18 protein-coding genes and 2 pseudogenes are annotated in these 21,598 nt (G+C 55.1%); 7 read left to right on the top strand and 13 right to left on the bottom strand.

Annotated features, from left to right (window positions below; all coding sequences use genetic code 11):
* From algC to coaBC, 3 genes are all read right to left on the bottom strand, one after another.
* Positions 1-1,392, bottom strand: coding sequence for a phosphomannomutase/phosphoglucomutase (gene algC / locus ACQKIK_RS20985; RefSeq protein ID WP_499137402.1), 1,392 nt, complete (start codon positions 1,390-1,392; stop codon positions 1-3).
* Between the two features lie 1,233 nt (positions 1,393-2,625).
* On the bottom strand, positions 2,626-3,081 hold the full coding sequence (gene dut / locus ACQKIK_RS20980; protein WP_128120220.1) for a dUTP diphosphatase: 456 nt from the start codon (positions 3,079-3,081) through the stop codon (positions 2,626-2,628).
* A 2-nt stretch (positions 3,082-3,083) separates the two neighbouring features.
* Entirely contained in the window at positions 3,084-4,292 is a 1,209-nt protein-coding gene (gene coaBC / locus ACQKIK_RS20975) for a bifunctional phosphopantothenoylcysteine decarboxylase/phosphopantothenate--cysteine ligase CoaBC (RefSeq protein WP_046162970.1), read from the bottom strand.
* A gap of 121 nt (positions 4,293-4,413) precedes the next feature.
* Here coaBC and radC point away from each other — a divergent pair.
* Together radC and ACQKIK_RS20965 are read left to right on the top strand one after the other, a co-directional pair.
* A pseudogene (gene radC, locus ACQKIK_RS20970) lies at positions 4,414-4,851 on the top strand (RadC family protein); the annotation flags it as partial.
* 110 nt (positions 4,852-4,961) lie between these two features.
* Entirely contained in the window at positions 4,962-5,549 is a 588-nt protein-coding gene (locus tag ACQKIK_RS20965; RefSeq protein WP_499137337.1) for a hypothetical protein, read from the top strand.
* Between the two features lie 66 nt (positions 5,550-5,615).
* On the opposite strand, the gene ACQKIK_RS20960 is transcribed toward ACQKIK_RS20965, so the two are convergent.
* Complete coding sequence (locus ACQKIK_RS20960; protein WP_499137336.1) at positions 5,616-6,512, bottom strand: replication initiation protein; 897 nt, start codon at positions 6,510-6,512, stop codon at positions 5,616-5,618.
* 240 nt (positions 6,513-6,752) lie between these two features.
* Between ACQKIK_RS20960 and ACQKIK_RS20955 the strand changes: the two genes are divergently transcribed.
* Positions 6,753-6,977 (top strand): type II toxin-antitoxin system CcdA family antitoxin, encoded by a 225-nt coding sequence (locus ACQKIK_RS20955; RefSeq protein ID WP_499137335.1) that lies wholly within the window; start codon positions 6,753-6,755, stop codon positions 6,975-6,977.
* Between the two features lie 12 nt (positions 6,978-6,989).
* Here ACQKIK_RS20955 and ACQKIK_RS20950 read toward each other — a convergent pair whose 3' ends face one another.
* The 3 genes from ACQKIK_RS20950 to ACQKIK_RS20940 form a co-directional block, all read right to left on the bottom strand.
* Positions 6,990-8,486 (bottom strand): relaxase/mobilization nuclease domain-containing protein, encoded by a 1,497-nt coding sequence (locus ACQKIK_RS20950; RefSeq protein WP_499137334.1) that lies wholly within the window; start codon positions 8,484-8,486, stop codon positions 6,990-6,992.
* Complete coding sequence (locus tag ACQKIK_RS20945; RefSeq protein ID WP_499137333.1) at positions 8,487-8,855, bottom strand: plasmid mobilization protein; 369 nt, start codon at positions 8,853-8,855, stop codon at positions 8,487-8,489. It abuts the gene before it with no gap.
* Positions 8,856-9,189: 334 nt separating this feature from the next.
* Entirely contained in the window at positions 9,190-10,866 is a 1,677-nt protein-coding gene (locus ACQKIK_RS20940; RefSeq protein ID WP_499137332.1) for a recombinase family protein, read from the bottom strand.
* A 42-nt stretch (positions 10,867-10,908) separates the two neighbouring features.
* On the opposite strand from ACQKIK_RS20940, the pseudogene ACQKIK_RS20935 reads away from it, so the two are divergent.
* Positions 10,909-11,160 (top strand): annotated as a pseudogene (locus ACQKIK_RS20935) (JAB domain-containing protein); the annotation flags it as partial.
* Positions 11,161-11,171: 11 nt separating this feature from the next.
* Here ACQKIK_RS20935 and ACQKIK_RS20930 read toward each other — a convergent pair.
* Both ACQKIK_RS20930 and ACQKIK_RS20925 read right to left on the bottom strand, forming a co-directional pair.
* Positions 11,172-12,512: a hypothetical protein gene (locus tag ACQKIK_RS20930; protein WP_499137331.1), complete on the bottom strand. Its 1,341-nt coding sequence runs from the start codon at positions 12,510-12,512 to the stop codon at positions 11,172-11,174.
* Positions 12,513-12,959: a PaaI family thioesterase gene (locus tag ACQKIK_RS20925; RefSeq protein ID WP_499137330.1), complete on the bottom strand. Its 447-nt coding sequence runs from the start codon at positions 12,957-12,959 to the stop codon at positions 12,513-12,515.
* 140 nt (positions 12,960-13,099) lie between these two features.
* Here ACQKIK_RS20925 and ACQKIK_RS20920 point away from each other — a divergent pair, with 140 nt between their 5' ends.
* The 3 genes from ACQKIK_RS20920 (at position 13,100) to ACQKIK_RS20910 (ending at position 17,037) form a co-directional block, all read left to right on the top strand.
* Positions 13,100-14,617: a 3-hydroxyacyl-CoA dehydrogenase gene (locus ACQKIK_RS20920; protein ID WP_499137329.1), complete on the top strand. Its 1,518-nt coding sequence runs from the start codon at positions 13,100-13,102 to the stop codon at positions 14,615-14,617.
* Between the two features lie 208 nt (positions 14,618-14,825).
* Complete coding sequence (locus ACQKIK_RS20915; protein ID WP_499137328.1) at positions 14,826-16,394, top strand: methyl-accepting chemotaxis protein; 1,569 nt, start codon at positions 14,826-14,828, stop codon at positions 16,392-16,394.
* A 118-nt stretch (positions 16,395-16,512) separates the two neighbouring features.
* Positions 16,513-17,037 (top strand): Mpo1 family 2-hydroxy fatty acid dioxygenase, encoded by a 525-nt coding sequence (locus tag ACQKIK_RS20910; protein ID WP_499137327.1) that lies wholly within the window; start codon positions 16,513-16,515, stop codon positions 17,035-17,037.
* An 11-nt stretch (positions 17,038-17,048) separates the two neighbouring features.
* Here ACQKIK_RS20910 and ACQKIK_RS20905 read toward each other — a convergent pair whose 3' ends face one another.
* From ACQKIK_RS20905 to ACQKIK_RS20890, 4 genes are all read right to left on the bottom strand, one after another.
* Positions 17,049-17,798: a hypothetical protein gene (locus ACQKIK_RS20905; RefSeq protein WP_499137326.1), complete on the bottom strand. Its 750-nt coding sequence runs from the start codon at positions 17,796-17,798 to the stop codon at positions 17,049-17,051.
* 187 nt (positions 17,799-17,985) lie between these two features.
* Complete coding sequence (locus ACQKIK_RS20900; protein WP_499137325.1) at positions 17,986-19,536, bottom strand: phospholipase D family protein; 1,551 nt, start codon at positions 19,534-19,536, stop codon at positions 17,986-17,988.
* Positions 19,537-19,596: 60 nt separating this feature from the next.
* Positions 19,597-20,907, bottom strand: a complete 1,311-nt coding sequence (locus ACQKIK_RS20895) for an NAD(P)/FAD-dependent oxidoreductase (protein ID WP_499137324.1) — start codon at positions 20,905-20,907, stop codon at positions 19,597-19,599.
* A 196-nt stretch (positions 20,908-21,103) separates the two neighbouring features.
* Positions 21,104-21,592, bottom strand: coding sequence for an Lrp/AsnC ligand binding domain-containing protein (locus ACQKIK_RS20890; RefSeq protein WP_045431082.1), 489 nt, complete (start codon positions 21,590-21,592; stop codon positions 21,104-21,106).
* Between the last annotated feature and the right edge of the window lie 6 nt (positions 21,593-21,598).

Genomic DNA, 21,598 nt, shown 5'->3' with positions numbered 1-21,598 from the left:
TCAGAACGGCAGGGTGAGTTCAGGCGCGACAGTATAAAGCTGCGCGCGGAAGACTTCCTGTATGCGCTTGAGCTCTTCCTCGGTTTCGGCTTCGAAACGCAGCACCAGCACCGGTGTGGTATTCGAGGCGCGTACCAGGCCCCAGCCTTTCGGGTAATCGACCCGCACACCATCAAGCGTGGTGATGTTGGCGTCGCCCCAATGGGCGTCGCGATGCAGCGACTCGATGATGGTGAACTTGCTTTCCTCGGTGACCTGAATATTGATTTCGGGTGTCGAGATGTCGTTGGGGAAAGCCGAGAAGACCTGTTCCACGTTGCGCTTGTCCTGGCTGAGGATCTCCAGCAGCCGCACGGCGCTGTAGATGCCGTCATCGAAGCCGTACCAGCGCTCCTTGAAAAAGATGTGGCCACTCATCTCGCCTGCGAGCAGCGCACCGGTCTCTTTCATTTTTTTCTTGATCAGCGAATGACCCGTCTTCCACATCACCGGCCGGCCGCCGTAGCCACTGATCAACGGTGTCAGGCGTCGGGTACATTTGACGTCGAAAATGATGTCGGCGCCTGGGTTGCGCGAGACTACGTCCTTCGCGAACAGCATGAGCAGACGGTCTGGATAGACCACAGTTCCCGCATTGGTCACCACGCCGACACGGTCGCCGTCGCCGTCGAACGCCAGGCCCAGGTCGGCATTTTCGGATTTGACCTTGGCGATCAGGTCCTCGAGATTTTCCAGCTTGCCCGGATCGGGGTGATGGTTGGGGAAGTTGCCATCAACGTCGCAGAACAATGGTATGACCTTGCAGCCCAGTGCTTCGATCAGTTGCGGCGCGATCACGCCAGCGACGCCGTTGCCGCAGTCCACCACCACCTTCATCGGCTTGGCCACGGCGATGTCGTCACGGATGCGCTTGAAGTAACTCTCCAGCACGTCGACCTGCTCCGCTTGGCCAACGCCTTCGCTGAGATTGCCGGTTTCGATGCGCTGGCGTAGCGCTTGGATCTGCTCGTTGGCGAGGGTGTCGCCCGCGATCACGATCTTGAAGCCGTTGTAGTCCGGCGGGTTGTGGCTACCGGTGAGCATCACGCCGGATTTGCCTGCCAGGACGTTGGCGGCATAGTAGAGCACCGGGGTCGGCACCATGCCGACGTCGCTGACGCTGCAACCGCTGTCCACCAATCCTTGGATCAGATGCTGGACCAATTCAGGTCCGGACAGTCGGCCATCGCGGCCGACCGACACGTTCGGCTCACCTTGGGCCAGACTTTCGGAGCCTACTGCCCGGCCTATCCAATAAGCGGTTTCGGTGGTCAGGCTGTCGCCGACAACGCCGCGGATGTCGTAGGCGCGAAAGATGCTCGCGGGCAGTTGCGGGGCTTTAGGGGCGCTCATTGCGTTTTCTCGCTCCTTGGTATCGAGGCCAAGCCAATCTTGGTCCTCGTCGAGAATGTCGATGTCGAGAATGTCGGTGTCCTGGAAAAGAGGGTCGACATATTCGGTAGATGGGGCTTGCCGAACCGCGGGCTGCTCTGCAGTCGGGGTTTTGGTCGATGACATCCCGGCGGTGCGGAGCGGCAGTCGGACCAGACTCTTGGCCAGTGCGTCGAGCGCCGGCAGGCTCAAGGTCGGTGTTTTGATGGTCTTGCCGTTGGAGAGTTCCTGAACCATCTGGCCCAGATGCAAGACATCTTCACGGAGCCTCCTTTGCTGTGCGCTAAGCACTGCCTGCAGGCCGAGCAGCAGCCCGCAGAGGGCCGCCAGGGCCGCCCCCAGTATCGGTAATGGCGAGTGGCCCGCAGTGCCAAGCTCCGATGCAGGCAAGAAACTGATCTTCCAGTTCGGGTTGTTGCTTGGCAGCTCTATTGACGCCCCATCCAGGCCAGCCCCGCCACGCTGAACCAACAGCTGTGTCGGGGCCCCGTTGAATTGTTGCACCAGCCGCAATTGCCCGGCTTCGGTCGGCAACTGCGGCAGGGTGGCCAGGAAACGCTCCAGGCTGGTTACCAACAGGAGGGTGCCCTGAATCGGCTGCTCGGGAGCCAGGCGCAACGGCGCCGCGCTGTAGAGCAACCAGCGGTTGCCGACCTTGAACGCTTCGGTTGCAGGCGTTTGCCCGTTCTCGGCGCGCTGCAGCATATCCAGTGCGGAAAAATTCAGCGGTCCGGGCCGGCTGGCATCCGTTCGCGCCTGGCCGCGCAGACTGAGATGCGCATCGATGACGCCGTCCCGGTAGCCGAGCTCACGTTCGACGGCACGTATCTGCTGCGGCTGCTCGCTACGCAGTGCTTCGAGCAGTTGCGGATCGCTGGCGGCAGCGCGCGTGTCTTCGGCCAGTTGGCGGAGCGCCTGATTGATCGCCGAAGCTTGGCTCTGACCCCACGCGTGGGCGAGTTCGCTGGCTTGCTGCTGTTGACTGCTCTGCTGGGCGGTCCAGAGCAACGCGCCAGCGACCACGAGCCCCAGCAGCCCCGGGATTAGTCCGGGTGTGAGCGTCTTCAGGCCGACGCTACGGCGCGGGCGGGAGGGAGCGGTGTCGGCGGGGTTGAGAACGCCGTCGTCCTTGGCGGTGCGCTTGAAGAGTTTCATGGAGCTCCTCGGTTCGTCCTGAAAAAGGCGAGAAATATCTCAGTGACTGCCAGAATGGCCGAAGCCGCCGGCGCCACGCTCACTGCTGTCGAACTCGTTCACCAGTTCGAACTGCGCTTGGATCACCGGGACAAGCATCAGCTGTGCGATGCGCTCCCCTATGGCGATGTTGAAGCTGGTCTGGCCGCGGTTCCAGCAGGACACCATCAACTCGCCTTGATAATCGGAGTCGATCAGCCCGACCAGGTTGCCCAGCACGATGCCGTGCTTGTGCCCCAAGCCAGAGCGCGGCAGGACTAGCGCCGCCAGGTTCGGGTCGGCGATATGGATGGACAGGCCGGTTGGGATCAACAGTGTCTGCCCCGGTTCCAGCGTCGTATCGGCTTGCAGCATGGCGCGCAGGTCGAGCCCGGCGGAGCCGCTGGTGGCATACGCGGGCAGCGGGAAATCCGTGCCAAGACGGGGGTCGAGAATTTTTGCTTGAAGTTTGTGCATGGTCAGGCCTGATGGTAACGGTCGGCGATGAAGGCAATCAGCTGACGAGCAATGTGCCCTTTGCTGGCCTGGCTGAAACGGGTTTCGTACTGCTGGCGGTCGATCACCGTGACGGCGTTTTCTTCGCTGTTGAAGCCAATGCTCGGGTTGGCGACGTCATTGGCCACGATCAGGTCGAGATTTTTGTCCCGCAGCTTGCGCGTGGCGTACTCCAGCAGGTTTTCGGTCTCGGCGGCGAAGCCGACGCTAAACGGCCGATCCGGCCGTCCGGCTAGCGTGGCGAGGATGTCGGGGTTGCGAACCATCTGCAGCAGCAGGCCGTCGCCCTTGGCGGGGTCTTTCTTCAGTTTATGCGGCGCAACGACTTCCGGGCGGTAGTCGGCAACGGCTGCAGCGGCAATGAACAGGTCGCAAGGCATCGCTGCTTCACACGCAGCGAGCATGTCGCGGGCGCTGACCACGTCGATGCGCTGAACGCGGTCGGGCGTAGGCAGGAACACCGGCCCGGCGACCAGGGTCACGCGCGCACCGGCCTCGGCGGCGGCTTCGGCAAGGGCAAATCCCATCTTCCCGGAACTGTGATTGGTGATGTACCGCACCGGATCAATGTTTTCCTGGGTCGGACCTGCGGTGATCAACAGGTGCTTTCCGGTTAACAGGCTGCGTTCGAAACAGTCAGCAGCGGCCTGAGCCAGGTCATCCGCTTCGAGCATACGGCCAAGACCCACATCGCCACAGGCCTGGCTACCAGAAGCCGGGCCGAACAGGCGGATCCCTCGTTGCTCAAGTAGCGCGCGGTTGGCTTGGGTGGCGGGATCTGCCCACATGGCCTGATTCATGGCTGGGGCTAGTGCAACCGGTGCATTGGTCGCCAGTACGAGCGTGGTCAACAGGTCGTTGGCGACGCCCTGGGCCAGGCGTGCCATCAAATCGGCCGTAGCTGGCGCGACCAGTACCAAGTCGGCCCACCGGGCCAGCTCGATATGGCCCATCGCGGCTTCTGCCGCAGGGTCCAGCAGGTCGAGGTGAACCGGATGGCCGGACAGGGCCTGGAGGGTTAGCGGCGTGATGAATTCACGGCCGCCGCTGGTCATCACGACGCGCACTTCGGCGCCCTGGTCGCGTAGCCGGCGAACAAGCTCCGCGCTCTTGTAAGCGGCGATGCCGCCGCCGACGCCCAGGACGATGCGTTTACGATAAAGCCGCTGCATAGGCCTGCCTTGTTACGGGGTGAGAACTGGTTCCGATGAGGACCGGTTGCCGTGGATAAAAGGCCGCTAAGATAGCACAGCGCCCTCAGAGGACGAGGGGCACGCTCGACATGGAGGTGGCATGAGCATTCGTGACTGGCCGGCGGCGGAACGGCCGCGGGAAAAGCTGTTGGAGCAAGGCGCATCGGCCCTGTCCGATGCGGAGCTGCTGGCGATTTTTTTGCGCACCGGCGTGGCCGGGAAAAGCGCGGTGGATCTGGCGCGGTACCTGCTGAATGAGTTCGGCAGCCTGCGTGCGCTGCTGGAAAGCGACCGCGAACAATTCAGCGCGTACCTGGGGCTCGGGCCGGCCAAGTTCGCTCAACTGCAAGCCGTGTTGGAAATGGCAAGACGGCATCTGGCAGAGCGCATCCGTCGTGATTCGGCACTGGAAAGCCCGCAGGCAGTGCGTGACTATCTCAAGGCGCGCCTGCGGCACGAGCCGCACGAACTCTTTGCTTGTCTCTTCCTTGATTCCAAACACCGGGTGTTGGCCTTCGAGGTGCTGTTCAGCGGTACAGCTTTAACTAATAAAAAATGGAAAAGAACGACTGCCGCATAAATGCGGTATAATCGTAGCCGAAAGTGTGTATTGTTTCGTAATGAAAATCTTGAGCAGGGTAGGCGGCTATGATTACGCCGAAAGAAAAGTTAGAAGCATTTAGAGTTGATGAAAGAACGTCGTTCAGAAAAAAAATTATGACGCCGAATGATTTCGGAAGTGAAGTCGCAAGTCTTAGTTTAGAGGTGGGAAAGTTTACGGCTGAGTCTTATCTCGAAAGCCAAATGCAGCATAGTGATTTTATGGGCGCAGTTGCAAAAGACACTCCAATTTTGCCGATGACGTTCAGTGCTGTAATGATGGGGACTTTTACTTACTATGTTATGAAATTAGGGTCCAGCCAAACAGCTTTAACTGACTTTAAAGAAGGCTTGGCACGAAGGGTCGCAGAAATGTTGCCTGAAATGGAATTAATGGACATGGTTCGCTATGCTAGATTGATCAACGGCTTTAGTGAAATGGTAGAGCAGGACGTTAATGGTAGCGATGGGGCTGTTTTAGCTTTGTTTGAGGGGTGTATTAATGTCTCATACGGGAAGAATCTCAATTCTGAAAACATTGTTGACAGGGTGTTGTTAGTCTACCCTGATATGTTGGTTGAGAATGTGTTTCAACTATGTCGAGACTCATTGAAACTTTCTTTGATAAGTACTTAGTTGGTGGGTGCGTTAATATTAAGTCGCCAATCGGGCTATTATCTGATATGGCTATTTAGACTATCTTCAAATAGACCTTTTCCAGTTAAATACTGTGGCTCTGCTAACCACTAGTTCCTCCATAATTTTAGTAAGAGATACGCCGTGCTTCAGCATTTGTATTCCGAGTTCTCTCTTATCCTTTCCTTTTGCCATTCCGCCTAATGCTCCACGCTCAGCCTGAATTGCTGAGAATTTAGCCATATCGAAATTTGCGAAAGTCCATTTAGCAACGCTTTTTGAAATGGTTTTTATCTCGTTTACCTGCATAGGTGTGGATAGATAACCATTCAGCTGCATTGCAGTAGTAAAGCATTTTTCATAGAACGGCTGGAAAGCAGAGTATCCATTTCTAATTTCACGGTAAGACCATAACCGCAAATCATCGAATAAGTTTGAATTGCGACCTAAACCATAATTTGGTTGCCTATCGTTCCCCGCTTCTCTTGATAGGTCTAGATAATCCGATAGTTCATCCAAAGTATAGCCTTCATTTCGCCATTCTTTGGTTATCCAGTGAGGATTTAAGGGATTCTTGACTATCAATCCAGCATATCCAAAGTCTGCTTCAAGTCTCGCTCTTAATGAGTTTTGAACGGCACTAGCATATTTGACTGCTTTGGGGCTTCCATTAATAGCGGTTCTAATAGGTGTTTCTAATAAATACAGATAATGGCAATGACCATTCGCTGGATTCATTATGCTTATGTTAGGGGGTGGCATACCAGCTTCATCCCATTTCAAACCAGCATTAGGAAGGTCAATATCGAAGGCCATCCATTTCAAATGAGTTGGTCCATTAGGCTGGATGTGTAGTTTTTTTACGGCTATATTCTTTATTCTTGGGGAAATACCTGACTGAAAGTCATCAGTGCAGTATGGTTTTTTTGGTAGTGTTTCCTCAAATATTTTTAGACATTGCATAGTTCCTCTTCTAATTATCGTTAATTAGAAAGAAAAACTATTGGCGAACTATTGACTTATTATTATTCCATTGTATAACTTAATTGTGAGATTAAATTAATTAGATGTTTAATAGGCCACCTTATTAGGTGGTTTTTCTTTCTTTATAACTATGTTGTATCACGACAAAATAATAAATCAAGTTTAGGTAATATTGAATTATTTAATTTGTATGGTAGTTTGATAATAGGAGGGTCAAATATGAAGAGGGTTGTAAATGTAAGTATTGAAGAGCAACTATATGAGGAGTTGAGAGTTGCAGCGTTTGAACATCATTTTTCTTTGTCTGCCGTAATAAATACGGCACTAACTGAATATAATAATAGGCTAAAAGACGAAGGGTTTTCTAAGGTTGTAAATATCGAAATTGGCACTCATCAATTTAAAAGAACAAGAAAGCCAAAGCCCAAAGATAAGACCCATTAAAGGCTCTATTTCTTATGTGTATTTATATCTCCTTCGTGATGAAGGTGGTTTCGGGCCTCCACCAGTTGTAGTTCCTGAACTATCGGCTGGGTCTGTCTCATCAAGAAGCGTCTTTGAAGTCTCATCAAGTTCAAAATCATCAAGAACATCAGGTTTAACCTTTTCCTGTTTTGGCTCCTGCTGCTCTTCTCTTGGCTTTTCCTGCGGCTTTTCTTCCTGCACTGGTAGGGTAGGTGCTGGACTGTCAGGAACGAACGGCATAGGCAATTCTGGTGCTTCTGGTGCCTTCTTCCACTTCTTATCTAATGCAGCATAATCAGCCTTACGCTGTTCTAATTCTTTCAAATCTGTTGCCGTTGGCTTGTATCCGCTCATAGTAAAACCCTTTGCTTCAAGGTTCATCATTTGGAATTCAAGCCAGATTCTTTTTCTTGCTTGTTCCGAACCAGTGCAATACAAAGGTCCAGGCTCCTTCATATCCTGAGTAAGTCTTTGGATACCAGCCTTGATTGACTGATTAGATAAGTCATTGAAAGAGATTTTGGAAGGTTCTTTATGGTATTCAAATGCCTTTCTATTGCTTGAGTTTTTATAGTAATACTCAACCTTATCATTCTCCAAAATCGGAGAAAAATGCTTTGCCAATGTAGTTTGATATTTGTTCTTGGTTAGATAATCAACCTTTGCATTCGTGCCAATATGGGCGTCAACTTCTTGCTTTTCTTTATTTCTGTAATGCTCTAACAGTTCTGCAAAATCGTGTTGCTCTTCAAGTTTCTTCTTCAATGACACATAGGAAACTCCAAAATCTGATGCTTTGAAAGTGTTTCCATCTTTGGTAATTGAATAAGCAGTTTTACCGTTGGGGATAATGTCATAACCTTTATCGTGCAAATAACCAAAGAAATTTGTTGTTGTTCGGCTCATATGCAAGGCATTGTTTATATCCTTCCTATATTCACTCTTAATAGTTTTAATTCCGCGTTGTTCAAGTGCTTGCTCTTTCTTTGATTTGCTTGGCTGGGTTTCTAAATCAGGTTTTAACGCCTTTCTATTTTCAACTTGATAAAGGTTATGCTCTGTTTCAAGTTCAGCCAGTTTTTTTTCTATGATGCGATAATCATCTTTCTGGTAATAAACTTTATTATCGAAGTCTCTTGGTGCCCAAATGAAATGAATATGCAATTCATCTGTATCATTATGAACAGCAAATGAATGTTCACGATTTAAACCAATAGTATCGCTATATAGTTCTTTTGCTATTTCAAGTGCCTTTTCAGGTGTGATGTTATCGGAAGTGTGGAAAGATAAAGTTTCGTGGAAAGAAGTATTTTCTTGTTTTCCTTTGCAAGCCTTATCAAACTTCTTTGCAAGAAACTCTATAAACTCTTGATTTGTGCCACGCTGGCAACGATTGCTTTCAACCAATATTGCTTTTTTAATCGTATATGCCAGAGTGTTTTGCGTTTCTATCTTACTCTTTTGAGTGCTTAATTTTTCTCTAATCATTTATTCCTCTTGGTTGTTGAATATGTTTCGCTTCTCTTCCTTTTCCGTAAGTGTTGAATACAGTAAATTAAATGCTTCTGCCATTCTTTTAAAACTGTCTATATTCTTCGGGGTTAGTCCTTGATGGGAATTTATTTTTGTTGAAATTTGATTTATGTTATTCCCCATACGGTCCAACATCTTAACAATGCTTTCATATTCATTGGATAGTTTAGGGTTGAGTATTTCCACAACTTGATTAAGACCTTTGCGAGCAATCGTTTCTATATACTCGCCCTGTTTCATATCTAACAATTTTGCATTATCCGCAATCAGTTGTTTTGCTTCTTTGGAAACTCGAACGTTTAATTGAACATCTTTTTTCGCCATATCATTACCTCATAATTGTTAAGTGTTTTGGCTCCTTTTATTTTCAAACGAAGTGAAGAAAATCAAGCAGGGATAGTAAGTGAAAATGTCCGAAGGAATTTTTACGGTAGGAAATAACGACAGTTATTTGCTATACAATCCCATTGCTTGCCTATAAAAAAGAAACCTATATCTATATTTGTATCATATAAATTATAAGTTTCAATATGTATAGCAAACTAATTTTTAAAATGTATAGCAAACTATATAGCAAGAATGTATAGCAAAATGTATAGCAATTAGATAGAAATAAAAAAGGCCGGCAAGTTTGCCAGCCTTAAATATGTTTGCTTATCTATTTTATGATGTTAGATAAGTCATCAATGCCAAACTCTTTCAGAGGTGATTTCTCTGGAAATTTATGCCATACAGACATTTTGAAATCTGGTTCATCCTTCAATTTTATAGTTAGGATAACCGTTCCGACTTCTTTATCGAAATTGACAAAAAACAGGATTCCACGATTTATAAAGAATGAGTTCAATTTCATTCTTCCAATCTCTGTTTGATACAATTCGATGATTTCTTTCGGTGTTGTTGCTTCTAATACTTCTGCCTCAACAATCAAATCACCTTCAAGATTTGCAATGTCCTTTTCAAGTTCCGCAATTCTTGCTTCACTGTTTGCAATCCGTTGAATAAATGTTTTTGGAATAATTCCGTCGAATTGAGCAAGCGAAGCGTCAAGCATAGATAGAGAATTCTTTTCAATGAGCAATTCTGTTTGCTTTGCTCTTATTTCTTCCTTCTGTTTGCTGTTGTCTTTTGCTGCAAAGAACTTACCAAACGCATTGTTAAAACTATCAAAACTCGCATAATCTTTTTCACTAAACCAAGTGAAGTCCTTTCTCTTTTTCTCTGTGCGTTCGTCTATATAACGATTTTCATACATCTTTTGAATAGCACAAAGAAATATTCCAAAAACCAATTCAAATCTAATTCTATTGTTGCACTCGCAAACTCGTTCTGCTCTATTTGAACAAACTAAATAAGCATAACGCTTCTTCTCTTTACCCAAACCTTGAAGATTGAAAAACATCCCTACATCGTGTTCATTGCATTTAATGCAATGCCTAAATATGTTGTAGTTGTTTGGTGCCCTGCGACCACTTTTCTTTTCATTGAAGCGTTTTTTGATTGCTGCAACTGCTGCTTCAAAAGTATTCTCATCTACAATCTTTGGATAATAGTTTGGGATATATCTATCAAAGATACGGCCGTCGCCATCATCCTCTCTTCTTTGAAGAGCCAAAACACCGATGGGGCTTTTGGTTTTAACTAATTCGTCAATGTGTTTTCTTGTCCATTTTCGTTTCGATGTTTTATTTACTTCTTTGATTGCTTCCAGAATCCCAACATATTTCAGTCGTTCAAAAATGGTTCTAATTTCGTTTGCTTCATCTTCAACAATTACAAATCGTTCTTCTTTATCATCATAAGCAAAGCCGTATGGGCATTGCTTTCTAATGATTTTAGTTTCTGCTGCATTTCTCTTTTTAACCCAAGATGATTTTAACCGTTTTGATTTTGTGTCGGATTCTTCGTGTGCTCGCTTCGCAATCACACCAACCATAAGCAATGTTTCTAAATCACGATTTGGGTCATCGTAGGAATAGGTTTTATTATCAATGGCGGTATGAATCCGCACACCTTTACGCAAAATCGATTGAATCAGTTCAACGGAATCATTTAGCCTTTGGCGTGTTAGACGGTCGATTGATTCAACGATGATGTAATCACCGGCCTCAATTTCTCCACTTCCAATCCTATCCAACAAGCCTTTCAATTGACCAATGCGAGCGTTAGCACCTCGGAAGGCACTAACACCCTTATCAATGATAGTTTCAACCACCTCAACGCCAGTAGTAGCCGTGAAGGCTTCCAGTGGTGTGGTTTGGCGTGTGTGGCTGTCTCTGTCCAAACCGCCTTGCTCGGCGGTTGACCATCTAACATAGGCATAAGCTTTGGGCATTGCTGCAAGTCTCTAACGGTTTTATTAGATACTACTACACCGCTGTTCCACGGCACCATCGACGGAGCCAGCGTCTACCCCCGGCAGGTGGTCAAGCGCGCGCTGGCGCAGAATGCCGCAGCCGTCATCCTGACCCACAATCATCCGTCCGGTGTCGCCGAGCCGAGTCAGGCTGACCGTCAGCTGACCCGCAGGCTCAGCGATGCCCTGGCATTGATCGATGTGCGGGTGCTCGATCATTTCATCGTCGGGGATGGCGAACCTTTGTCGATGGCTGAACACGGCTGGATGTGAGCCGAGGGTCCTCATGCCAGCAGGGGGATCAGCAGCAGTGGGATCAATACGCTGAGGACGAAACGCCCGTTCCAGCCGACAGCGATGCGCCAGGGTGACAGCTGGGCGTGGCGGGCCAACAGTACGGCTGAGGGGCCGTAGGGCGAGAGCAGCATGGCCAGTGAAAACCCGAACAACAGCGCCACAGCCGGTTGCGTCACCGTCAGGCCCTGGCTTGCCAGTTGCGCCAGTAGCGCAGCGCAGAGGTTCAACGAGATCAGCGGCGCGACGCCAAGTAACGCCAGTGCCATGACCGCCAGCGCACCGACCGCACCCAGCCCGAACAGTGCCATCGGCGTGCTTCCGAGCTGATCCGCCAGGTGATGCACCGGCAAGACGGCTGCAACCAACCCGGCCAGTAATGCCGAGCTGGCAAAAATGAATGTCTCGTTGCGCATGCCGATCAACGTTTCGCTGACCTCACTGAGCACCTGGCGCGGCGCGGTCCGCTGCCAGAGCAGGATCACGATTACCGCGGTCGGCACCGTCAGCATCGCGGCTTGGGTGGCGGAGAGCCAGGTAAAGGCGGCCAGTAGGGCGATCAGCGCGATGCCGATCAGGCTGCCCAACAACAGGCCATTCAGGCGGCCACCGGCTTGCTGGGTGTCCGAGCCGGCATCGACGACCGGATAGTCCGCCAACTGCTGCAAGCGACGGTTCTCCACCGGCCAGCCGAACAACAGCAGGATCAGCCCGCCTAGCAGGCCGAAGGGTAGTAACGTGCTCCAGCTAATGCCGAGCTCGCGGGTGAGGATCGCCACCGCAACGCTCGTCGGCGCCAGCAAAGGCACCAGGGCGAACCCTCGCAGAGCGGTAACCATCACGCCGCGGCGGCCTTCGCGGCGCTGATGATCGCTGTATGGACGGCGTGCAAGATGATTTTCCAGCGAGCCACATATCAGGTTGAGCATGCCGAAACTGAGCACCGAGCTGATCGCGAATGTGCTCAGCAGATAGCCCGGGTAGAGCCATGTGCGAGGGCCGGCCAGCAGGAGGCGATGCAACTCGCTGAGTTGCTGCAGACGCTTGACCAGGCAGTGCATCAGACCCAGCGCGCCAATAAAGGCTGCGTAATAGGCGGCTGACGACAACATTCGCGCGCCCTGCTGCCAGGTTGCTTCGCCAGACAGCAGCCAGTAGCCGAGCAGTGCTGCGGTGACGATCCCGAGCCGCCGTGGATAGGGCATCAGAGAGCGCCAATGCCAGATGAAGAACAGGCTCAGCAGGGCGCCGCTGATAACGCTCATCGGCTGAATTCGGGTGATTAGAGCCAGAAGCTCAAAGAACAGAGCCAGTGGCAGCAGCGCGGTCATCTAGGCCGGGAGCTCTCGTCGAAGCGAGCCGCGCTTGAACACACCCTCGCCGAACGCGATTAATCGATCCTGCTCATCCAGCAAGTCGCAGCTGGCCATAAACACCTTGTGCCCGGACGAGCGGCAACGAGCCTGCGCTCTGATGCGACTTCCCGCTGCAGCAACTGCGCTGAAGTTGATATTCATCGACAGCGTCATCGCGACACGACGGTCTGTCGGGTCGGCTTCCCAGGTGCCGCATAGGCCCATCGCAACATCCATCAAGGTCGCCATGACGCCGCCGTGCATGTTGCTAGCATTGTTCAGATGGCGCGGCAGCAAAGTTAGGGCGAGCGTGGCGTGCTCCGGACCGTAGGCGAGCAGCTCGCAGCCGATGTCTTGAAAGAAACCGGTAACGGAGGCGTGGACTTGCTGAAGTTGGGCGGACGAATAGTCGGAAGCGGACATGGCGCTCGATCACGGATGGCTTGCTATGGAGTCTGGCAGTCTTTAGGCTCAGGTTCAAATAGATGGAACATGGTTTCGCACTGCGGAATATTGGTTGATCATATTTCAGAATCGCAACGCCATCCACTGAGGAGGTTCCCATGTTTTCCCGTATTGGCATTATCGGCGCCGGCGCCATGGGGCGCGGCATCGCACAGCTATTTGCCAGCGCCGGTCAGCAGGTCTGGTTGTATGACGCTCGGCCCGAAACCATCGATCAAGCCCTGCAGTTCAACCGTGAACTGCTTGAGCGCAGCGTGGCCAAGGGACGTTTGGGCGCCGATGAGCTGCCGGCGATTCTGGAGCGCATGCAGCCAGCCCATCAGCTGGCCGAGCTGTCCGGCTGCGATCTGCTGATCGAAGCCATCGTCGAAAACATGGAAGCCAAGCAGAGCCTGTTTGTCGAGCTTGAAGGTCTGGTTGCGGCCGACGCCGTACTTGCGACCAATACCTCCTCGTTGTCCGTGACCCGCATTGCCAGTGCCTGCGAGCGGCCCGAGCGGGTGGCTGGGTATCACTTCTTCAATCCAGTGTCGCTGATGAAGCTTGTCGAAGTGGTGCGCGGCGAGCGCACCGACCCGATGGTCATTGAGCGCTTGGTGCAGCTGGCCGAGCAGGCCGGGCACTTCCCTGCGATTACGCCGGATACTCCTGGGTTTCTGGTCAATCACGCCGGTCGTGCCTATGGCACCGAGGCGCAGCGCATCCTTAGCGAGGGGATCGCCACGCCGGAACAGATCGACCGTATTTTGCGGGACGGGCCCGGGTTTCGAATGGGCCCGTTCGAATTGTTCGATCTGACCGGGTTGGATATTTCCCACGCGGTGATGGAATCGGTGCATGACCAGTTCTACTACGATCCGCGCTACACACCGTCTTACCTCGCCGCGCAGCGGGTGGCGGCCGGATTGCTCGGTCGCAAAACCGGTCAGGGCTTCTATCGCTACGAAGACGGCCAGCAGGTCCGCACGCCTGAGGCCCGCTTCGAGCCGGTAAGCATCGATCGGCCGTTTTGGCTCGACAGTATCGAGCCCGACCTGCGCAGCTCCATCAAATCGGTATTGCAGCAGGCCGGCGCGATCCTCGAGGAGGGTGCCGAGCCTTCGGACCAAGCAATCTGTCTGATCACGCCGCTAGGAGAAGATGCGAGTAGCTGTATCGAGCGCCTGGCGCTGCCCGGCGTGCGTACTGTGGCGCTGGACCTCTTCAGTGACCTTGAAAAACGCCGCGTGCTGATGCGTCAACCAGCGCTCGACCCCGCATTGGAGGCTCAGGCACGCCAGGCGTTGGGCGCTGACGGCGTGCCGGTCGAGGTGATCAACGACTCTCCGGGGTTCGTCAGCCAACGCATCGTGGCCAGCATCGTCAACCTTGGCTGTGAGATCGCCCAGAAGGGCATCGCTTCCCCAGAAACGCTTGACCGCGCGGTCACGGTGGCCCTTGGCTATCCAAAGGGGCCGCTGGGGTTCGCCGCGCATTACAACCCGGCTCGAATCCTGACTATCCTGGAGGGCATGCAGCGCTGCTATGGTCACGAACCGCGCTATCGTCCGAGCCCTTGGCTACGCCGCCGGGTACAGCTCGGTCTGCCGCTGACGGCTCCGGATCAGTCTCGCTAAAAAGCGGTGGCCTGACGTACGGTCAGGCTTGACGGCCGCTTAAGGTTGGCCGCGTCCAGCCGCTAACCCGGTAACTCGGCCATGCCGGGCGGCGACGGGTGTGTAATCGTTTCCAGTCCGGCAAGGCCATGTGCCACCAAGGGACAATGTTCTTTGTTGGCAGAGGTGGTACAACGCCTTTTTACCGGACGAAAACAAGAGGCCACCGATGCGCCCTACCTTCCGCCTTCACCCCAAGGCCTGTCTGTTGCACGCAGCGGCCCTGCTGGGGCTGCTGTTGTTTCATGGCTGGATGGAGTTGCCGTTCTATCTGACCGCGATCTCGATCCTGTTGCTTGCCCTATGGCCTTGGTTCGGCCCTTGGCGCAGGGTGACGGGCACCCCGGTTGCAGAGGACGCCGGCGAGCTGAGCTCCGCTGCGCTGAGCAAGAGCCTCTCCCGGCATACCTGTCATAACGCCCTGTCGGCAGCTCAAGTGTCGTTCAGCGCTGAGCAACTGGCGGCACGGTTGCAGTCACAGCTGGTTGCGGTCAGCGAGATCGCCAATGGCGCTGAGGCGATGACGGCGACCGAACAGGACAGCGCTGCCCGAGCACGGCAGGCGTTGGAAGCGGCCGAGGCCGTGCGGCGTAGCAGCGATAGTGGGCGTGTCGAACTCCAACACGCCATCGAACGCATGCAGCAGCTCAGCGCACAGACCAAGGCCAGCCGCGAACTGCTCGACGGACTCTCGGCGCGCACCGAAGAAATCCGCCAGATTACCGATGTGATTCAGTCCATTGCCAGCCAGACCAACCTGCTTGCACTCAACGCGGCGATCGAGGCGGCACGCGCCGGTGAGGCCGGGCGCGGCTTTGCCGTGGTGGCTGATGAGGTGCGTAACCTGGCCGGTCGCACCAGCAGCGCCACCGAAGAGGTAGGTCGGATGGTCAGTGACATCCGTGAGCAAAGTGGCGCGGTGGTCAGCCATATCCAGAAGCAAGCCAGCGAGCTGGACGAAGCCGCCGCTCAGATCGCCGGGACCGGCGCTCAGCTCAGCGGAATCGCAGATCTGGCCGGTAACGTCGAAACTCAGGTGGCCGAGATCGCCGCCGGCACCGCAAGCAATCATGAGCGACTCGCACAGTTGTTCGTTGCGGTAGAGCAGTTGCGTGGCGACGCTCTGGAGAGCGAGACCCAGACCCGCCAATTGGAGAAGGCGGCAGAGAAGCTGGTAGAGCAGGCGGAAACCGTCAGCGAACAGCTCGCCGAGGTACAGCTCGATGCCTACCACCAAGATGTTTACGATCTCGCGCGCGAAGCGGCGGCTGCCATCGGGGCGCGTTTCGAGGCGGATCTGAAAGCCGGGCGCCTGGGTGTCGACGATCTGTTTGATCGCAATTACCGGGCGCAGCCGGGCACCAATCCGATCCGCTACAACACCCGTTTCGACCGTTACGCTGACGAGGTGCTGCCGGCGATCCAGGAGCCCCTGCTCGCGCGCAACGATGCGTTGATTTATGCCATCGCGACTACGCCGGATGGCTACGTGCCGACCCACAACCGTGCCTTCAGCCAGCCCCCGGTAGGCGACCCGGAGATCGACAAGGTCAAGAGCCGCAGCAAGCGCCTGTTCAATGACCGCACCGGCGCGCGCTGTGGCAGCCACGAACGCAAGGTGTTGTTGCAGACCTACAGCCGCGATACCGGAGAGCTGATGCATGACCTGTCGGTGCCGATCATGGTGAACAGCCGTCACTGGGGTGGCTTGCGATTGGGCTATCGTCCGGAGCCCTAGCTGAGCTGCTGATTGGCGCAAGCGCCATGACCTTTGGCGCTCAACCACCACTCGACACCGCGCGGCACCTTGCCGAGCTGGCTAAGCTTGCCAGTCAGGCTATTCGGAGCTCGTCCCCATGAAAACACTCACCGATCACCTCGCCCAATACGCGGCCTATCACCGAGACCCGCGCAATCTGCTCAGCCATTTCATCGGCATTCCGATGATCGTGCTGGCTGTCGCCGTGCTGCTTTCGCGTCCAGGTGTGGAGGCGTTCGGGCTATGGCTGAGCCCGGTTGCGCTGGTCGCCTTGATCTCGACGCTGTTCTATCTTCGGTTGGATCTGCGCTTCGGCGTGCTCATGGGGGCGGTGCTGTTGCTCTGCGTCTGGGTAGGTGCAGCGCTTGCGCAGCAATCGACGACGCTATGGCTGAGTGCCGGTGGCGGTTTGTTCGTGGTTGGCTGGATTATCCAGTTCATCGGTCACTACTTCGAAGGACGCAAGCCTGCGTTCGTCGACGATCTGACCGGGCTGATCATCGGGCCACTGTTCGTTGCTGCTGAGCTGGGCTTCATGTTCGGTCTGCGCGAACCCCTGCGCCACGCGATCGAAGCGCGTGTTGGCCCGGTTCAACTGCGCCAGCAGCCGGCCGATGCCTGACAGGAGGGCGCTCAGTCAGGGGCGAGCGCCATCCATTGATCGCTGAGGCTGCGCGCGTGGCGATCAACCATGATCGGGGCGAAAGCGCGGCCTGACGCAGTGTTGAAGCTGTTGTTGCCGCTATTCATGTCTTCGAGCGCCACCTTGAGGAACTCCCAACGTGTTTTGAGCTTGGCAATGGCCACGTCCGATTTGCCATCCAGCGCAGCCAGTTGCTCGTCGATCGACGGTACGAGGCGGCGCTCGTCCTGGCCGAGGTAGGTATCCGGTTGTTCGCGGGCGGTTTCGAATGAGCCTACATAGGCGCGGCTGAGGTACTGCACAGTGAGGTATTCCACCTTGGCTGGCAGCTCGGCGCGAACGTTGGCGCCTTGCTGGCTGCGCACTGCTGTCAGGAAATCGCGCAGCGCCTTGCTCATCTGCAGCGGCCAACCCCAAGGCATGTCGTCTTCCTCGCGGCCGAAGCTTGCGCCTTCGCGAAGCGTTGTCTGTAAGACCTGATGCAATTGGTTCAGATCGTTGCGGGCACCGGGAAAGCTGTCGACCCTGTCTGCTAGCGCTTTGAGGTCGCTTTCCATTCGGGCCAGGTGCGCCTTCTGGAAACCTTCGCCTCGATAGAGCAACAGGCTGCTGGTCGCTCGGTTGGCGTGGATCTGCATGCTTTCCAGCGCAGTATAGGTTTGAGCATGGGCAGGATTGAGCAGAGCTGGGAACCAGCACGCCAGCAAAACCACCATCCATAGCCATTTGCGATGATTCATGTCGCGCTCCTTTTTATTTTTATAGAAGCAAGTGCCAGGCGGTCGGACCAGCACGGCATCAGCTCGGTAGCCTAGCCAAGGGGTGGCGCTCTGGTATCACACAAAAGAGCTATTTTTGGATCAGCGGCCGTTTGCGCGGCAAGATTGGCTGAAGTGACACGAAACCCCTTGCGCCAGTTGAAGTCGCTCAGAGCATCCGCTCGAGGCCAATCACCCGGCTGAACCAGGCATTGAACCGTCGCCAGGCACCGCCCGGTTCGTGCAGCAATACCTTGCGCTGCCCGTCATCCTCGGCGATCCAGATCAATCGCCGCACGCCGTTGCGCTCGATCAGTCGCACTTCATAGCTGACGGCGGGCGAAGTACCCTCCTGCGAAAGCTTGTGCACCTCGCGAGCCAATTCTGAACTGTCGATAAGGATGCCGACTTCGGTGTTCCACAGGACTGAGCGAGGGTCGAAGTTCAGCGAGCCGAGAAAGACCCGCTCCTGGTCGAACACCGCTGCCTTGCTGTGCAGGCTGGATTCGGAATCGCCACTGATACTGAAGCGGGTCTCCTGGTCCGGCTGTCTGCGCAACTCGAATAATCTCACTCCCGCTTTTAGCAGATCGGCCCGATAGGGCGCATAGCCGCCATGCACGGCCGGCACGTCGGTGGCCTCCAGTGAATTGGTCAAGACCTGTACCGCAACGCCGTTTCTGGCGTGTCCGGCGAGGTATGCAGCACCTTGTTCAGTCGGCACGAAATAAGCGGAGATCAGCGTCAGGGATCGTCGCACGCCGTCCATGCTCGGCTGCAGCTGAGTGGTCAGCAGCAAACTTTCATCTGGAATGCCGGGTGCTTCGATCTTGTCGGGGTGATCCCAAAGCGCTTCGCCAGGCGCCCATATCAGATCGGTCAGCCAGTCGCGCGGAGATGGCTCCTGCAGCCCGCCCATCAAATGCTGATAGCGGCGCTCGTCCTTTTGTCGTTCGGCTTGGAGGTAGCGGGTGATATCGCGGCGCGCCAGTTCAAGCTCGTCCTTGTTGGGCGGATGACGCAAGAACTGCTGGATCGGCACGCTCAGCGTGTGGTTCCAGTACTGGTCGAAGCTGACCGCCAATTGCTCGGCAACCGGGCCGGCGGCGAGTAGATCGATGTCAGTGAAGTTGAAACTCTGATCGGCATCGAAGTATTCATCGCCCAGATTGCGCCCGCCGACGATGGCCAGGCTGCTGTCGGCCAGCATCAGCTTGTTGTGCATGCGGCGGTGTTGTTGGGATAGGTTGAGCAACCGCCCGAGCGAACGGGTAATCACGGTGCTGCGGCCGATATGCAAGGGGTTGAAGACGCGGATCAGGATGTTCGGGTGTGCCGCCAGAGTGGCGATCTGGTAGTCGCTACCGTCGCTCGTGGTGTCATCAAGCAGCAGCCGTACCCTGACGCCGCGGTCCGCCGCACGCACCACCTCTTCTATGAGCGCGCGGGTGCTCAAGCCATCGTGGACAATGTAGTACTGCACGTCGAGACTCGCCCTGGCCTGGCGAATCATCTGGATACGCGCCGAAAAGGCGTCGGCACTGTCGGACAGCAGGCGAAATCCGGAGGTGCCCGCAGGCTGCTTGGCCGCCAGCGCCTCGACTTGCTGGGTCAGTGCCGAGTTCTGGTTGGGCAGCGCGTAAGACCTTGGGGCGGGTGTAATCTGGCCGGCACAGCCAACCAGGAATAGCACTGCCACAAGGAGCAGGTGCAGGCGCAAGGTCACTCCTGTCGATTGTTATGTTCCTCGACAGTTTGGACGCCAGCGCAACGGTGAAATTCAGAACTGGTCTTTAAGCCGGTGCCAGAGCATGCCGAGGGCCAGCAGCGGCGAACGCAGACGCTGACCGCCAGGGAAGGTCGGGTGTGGCACACGGGAGAACAGGTCGAAGCGTCCCGCGAGCTGCCCGCTGATGGCCTCGCCGAGCAGGCGTCCTGCCAGGTGCGTGGCGTTCAGGCCGTGTCCGGCATAGGCCTGGGCGTAGTAGACGTTGGGCTGGTCTGGCAGTCGTCCAATTTGTGGCAGCCGGTTGGCGCCGATGCCAATCATGCCGCCCCATTGGTAATCGATTCGGGTGTTTCGTAGGCGGGGGAACACCTCGAGCATCTTCGGTTGCATGTAGGCGGCGATATCCTTCGGGTCGCGTCCGGAGTAGTGGCAGGCGCCGCCAAACAGCAGCCGGCCATCGGCCGACAGGCGGAAGTAGTCCAGCGCGACTCGCTGATCGCAGACCGCCATGTTCTGCGGCAGCAGTTCCTGTCTGACGTCCTCGGGAAGCGGCTCGGTGGCAATGATGTAACTGCCGGCCGGTAGCACCTTGCCCGCCAGTGATTTGTTCAGAGAACCCAAGTAAGCATTGCCGGCCAGCACGAGCTGACGGGCACGCACGCTGCCCTGCGCGGTGTGAACCCGAACCTGCTGACCGTAATCGATCCGTTCGACAGCGGATCGTTCGTACAGCTGCACGCCTAGCGATAGGGCTGCGGCTGCTTCGCCCAATGCCAGGTTGAGTGGATGAAGATGGCCCGAGCCCCTGTCGATCAGACCGCCCACGTAGCGATCAGAACCGATGACTTCGCCCATCGCGTTTCTTGGCAGGAGCCTCAATGGGTGCGGATAGCCCAGACGCTGGAGATCGGCGTAGTCCGCTTCGAAGCCTTCGACGTGCCGTTGTTTCGTTGCCAGATCGCAGTAACCCCAGGTCAGGTCGCAATCGATGGCGTAGCGGTCGATGCGCTCGCGCACGATGTCCACCGCTTCGAAACCCATACGTTTGAGGCTGTCCACGCCCTCGTCACCCAGCACCGGATGAAACTGCTCGACGTCATGCCCCACTCCACGAATCAACTGTCCGCCGTTGCGCCCGCTAGCACCCCAACCGATCAGGTGGGCTTCCAGCAGCACTACGGACAGGCCGCGCTCGGCCAGTTCGATAGCCGTATTGAGACCGCTGAAGCCGCCCCCGACGATGCAGACATCCGCCTCCAGCTCGCCTTGCAAGTGCTTGAGATCAAGGGAGCGATTGGTGGTGGCCGCGTAGTAGGACGACGCGTGGTGCTGCGCGCGAGCAGCTGATTGCGGGGTGGTCATGGTCGAGCCTTGGACGGTTTGCATGGACCGAAGGGTAGACCGGATGTTTATTGCAGAGCAAAAGCCGCGCGAGGCTGAAGCAAAACCTGACGGTTCTCGGTTGGCTAACGGCTGACCCAACGGCTCGTTCGGCTCGGCTTTTGATGCGCCGGGATTTGGGTTGATCTGGCTGCGAACTCTGCTTGGCTTTCGGCTGCTACTCCGGCACCGGCAGTTCCAACGATTCTTTGACCTCTTCCATCACGATGTAGCTCTTCGACTCGCGCACATGCGGCAACTTGAGCAGGATGTCGCCGAGCAACTTGCGGTAGGAGGCCATTTCCGAGATCCGGGCCTTGATCAGGTAGTCAAAGTCCCCCGAGACCAGATGGCACTCCAGCACATGAGGCAGCTTGAGCACGGCACGGCGAAACTCTTCGAAGATGTCGCCTGACTTGTAGGCCAGGCTGATCTCGACGAATACCAGCAATCCGCCTTTCAGATGCTGCGGGTTCAGCCTCGCCGTGTAACCCATGATGATGCCCTCGCGCTCCAGACGTCGAACGCGCTCCGTACACGGCGTGGTCGACAGGCCGATACGCTCGCCCAGTTCGGTAAATGGCATGCGTCCTTCGGCCTGCAGCAGGCGAAGGATCTGGCGGTCGATCTTGTCCAGCTCGCGGCGGGTTTGATGCTTAGTGCGCATAGGCGT

The organism is Pseudomonas sp. NPDC047961 (genome assembly GCF_050272435.1).
Lineage (GTDB): Bacteria > Pseudomonadota > Gammaproteobacteria > Pseudomonadales > Pseudomonadaceae > Stutzerimonas.
Note: the sequence above shows the minus strand (reverse complement) of the source record. Positions and strands in the feature narration are given on the sequence as shown.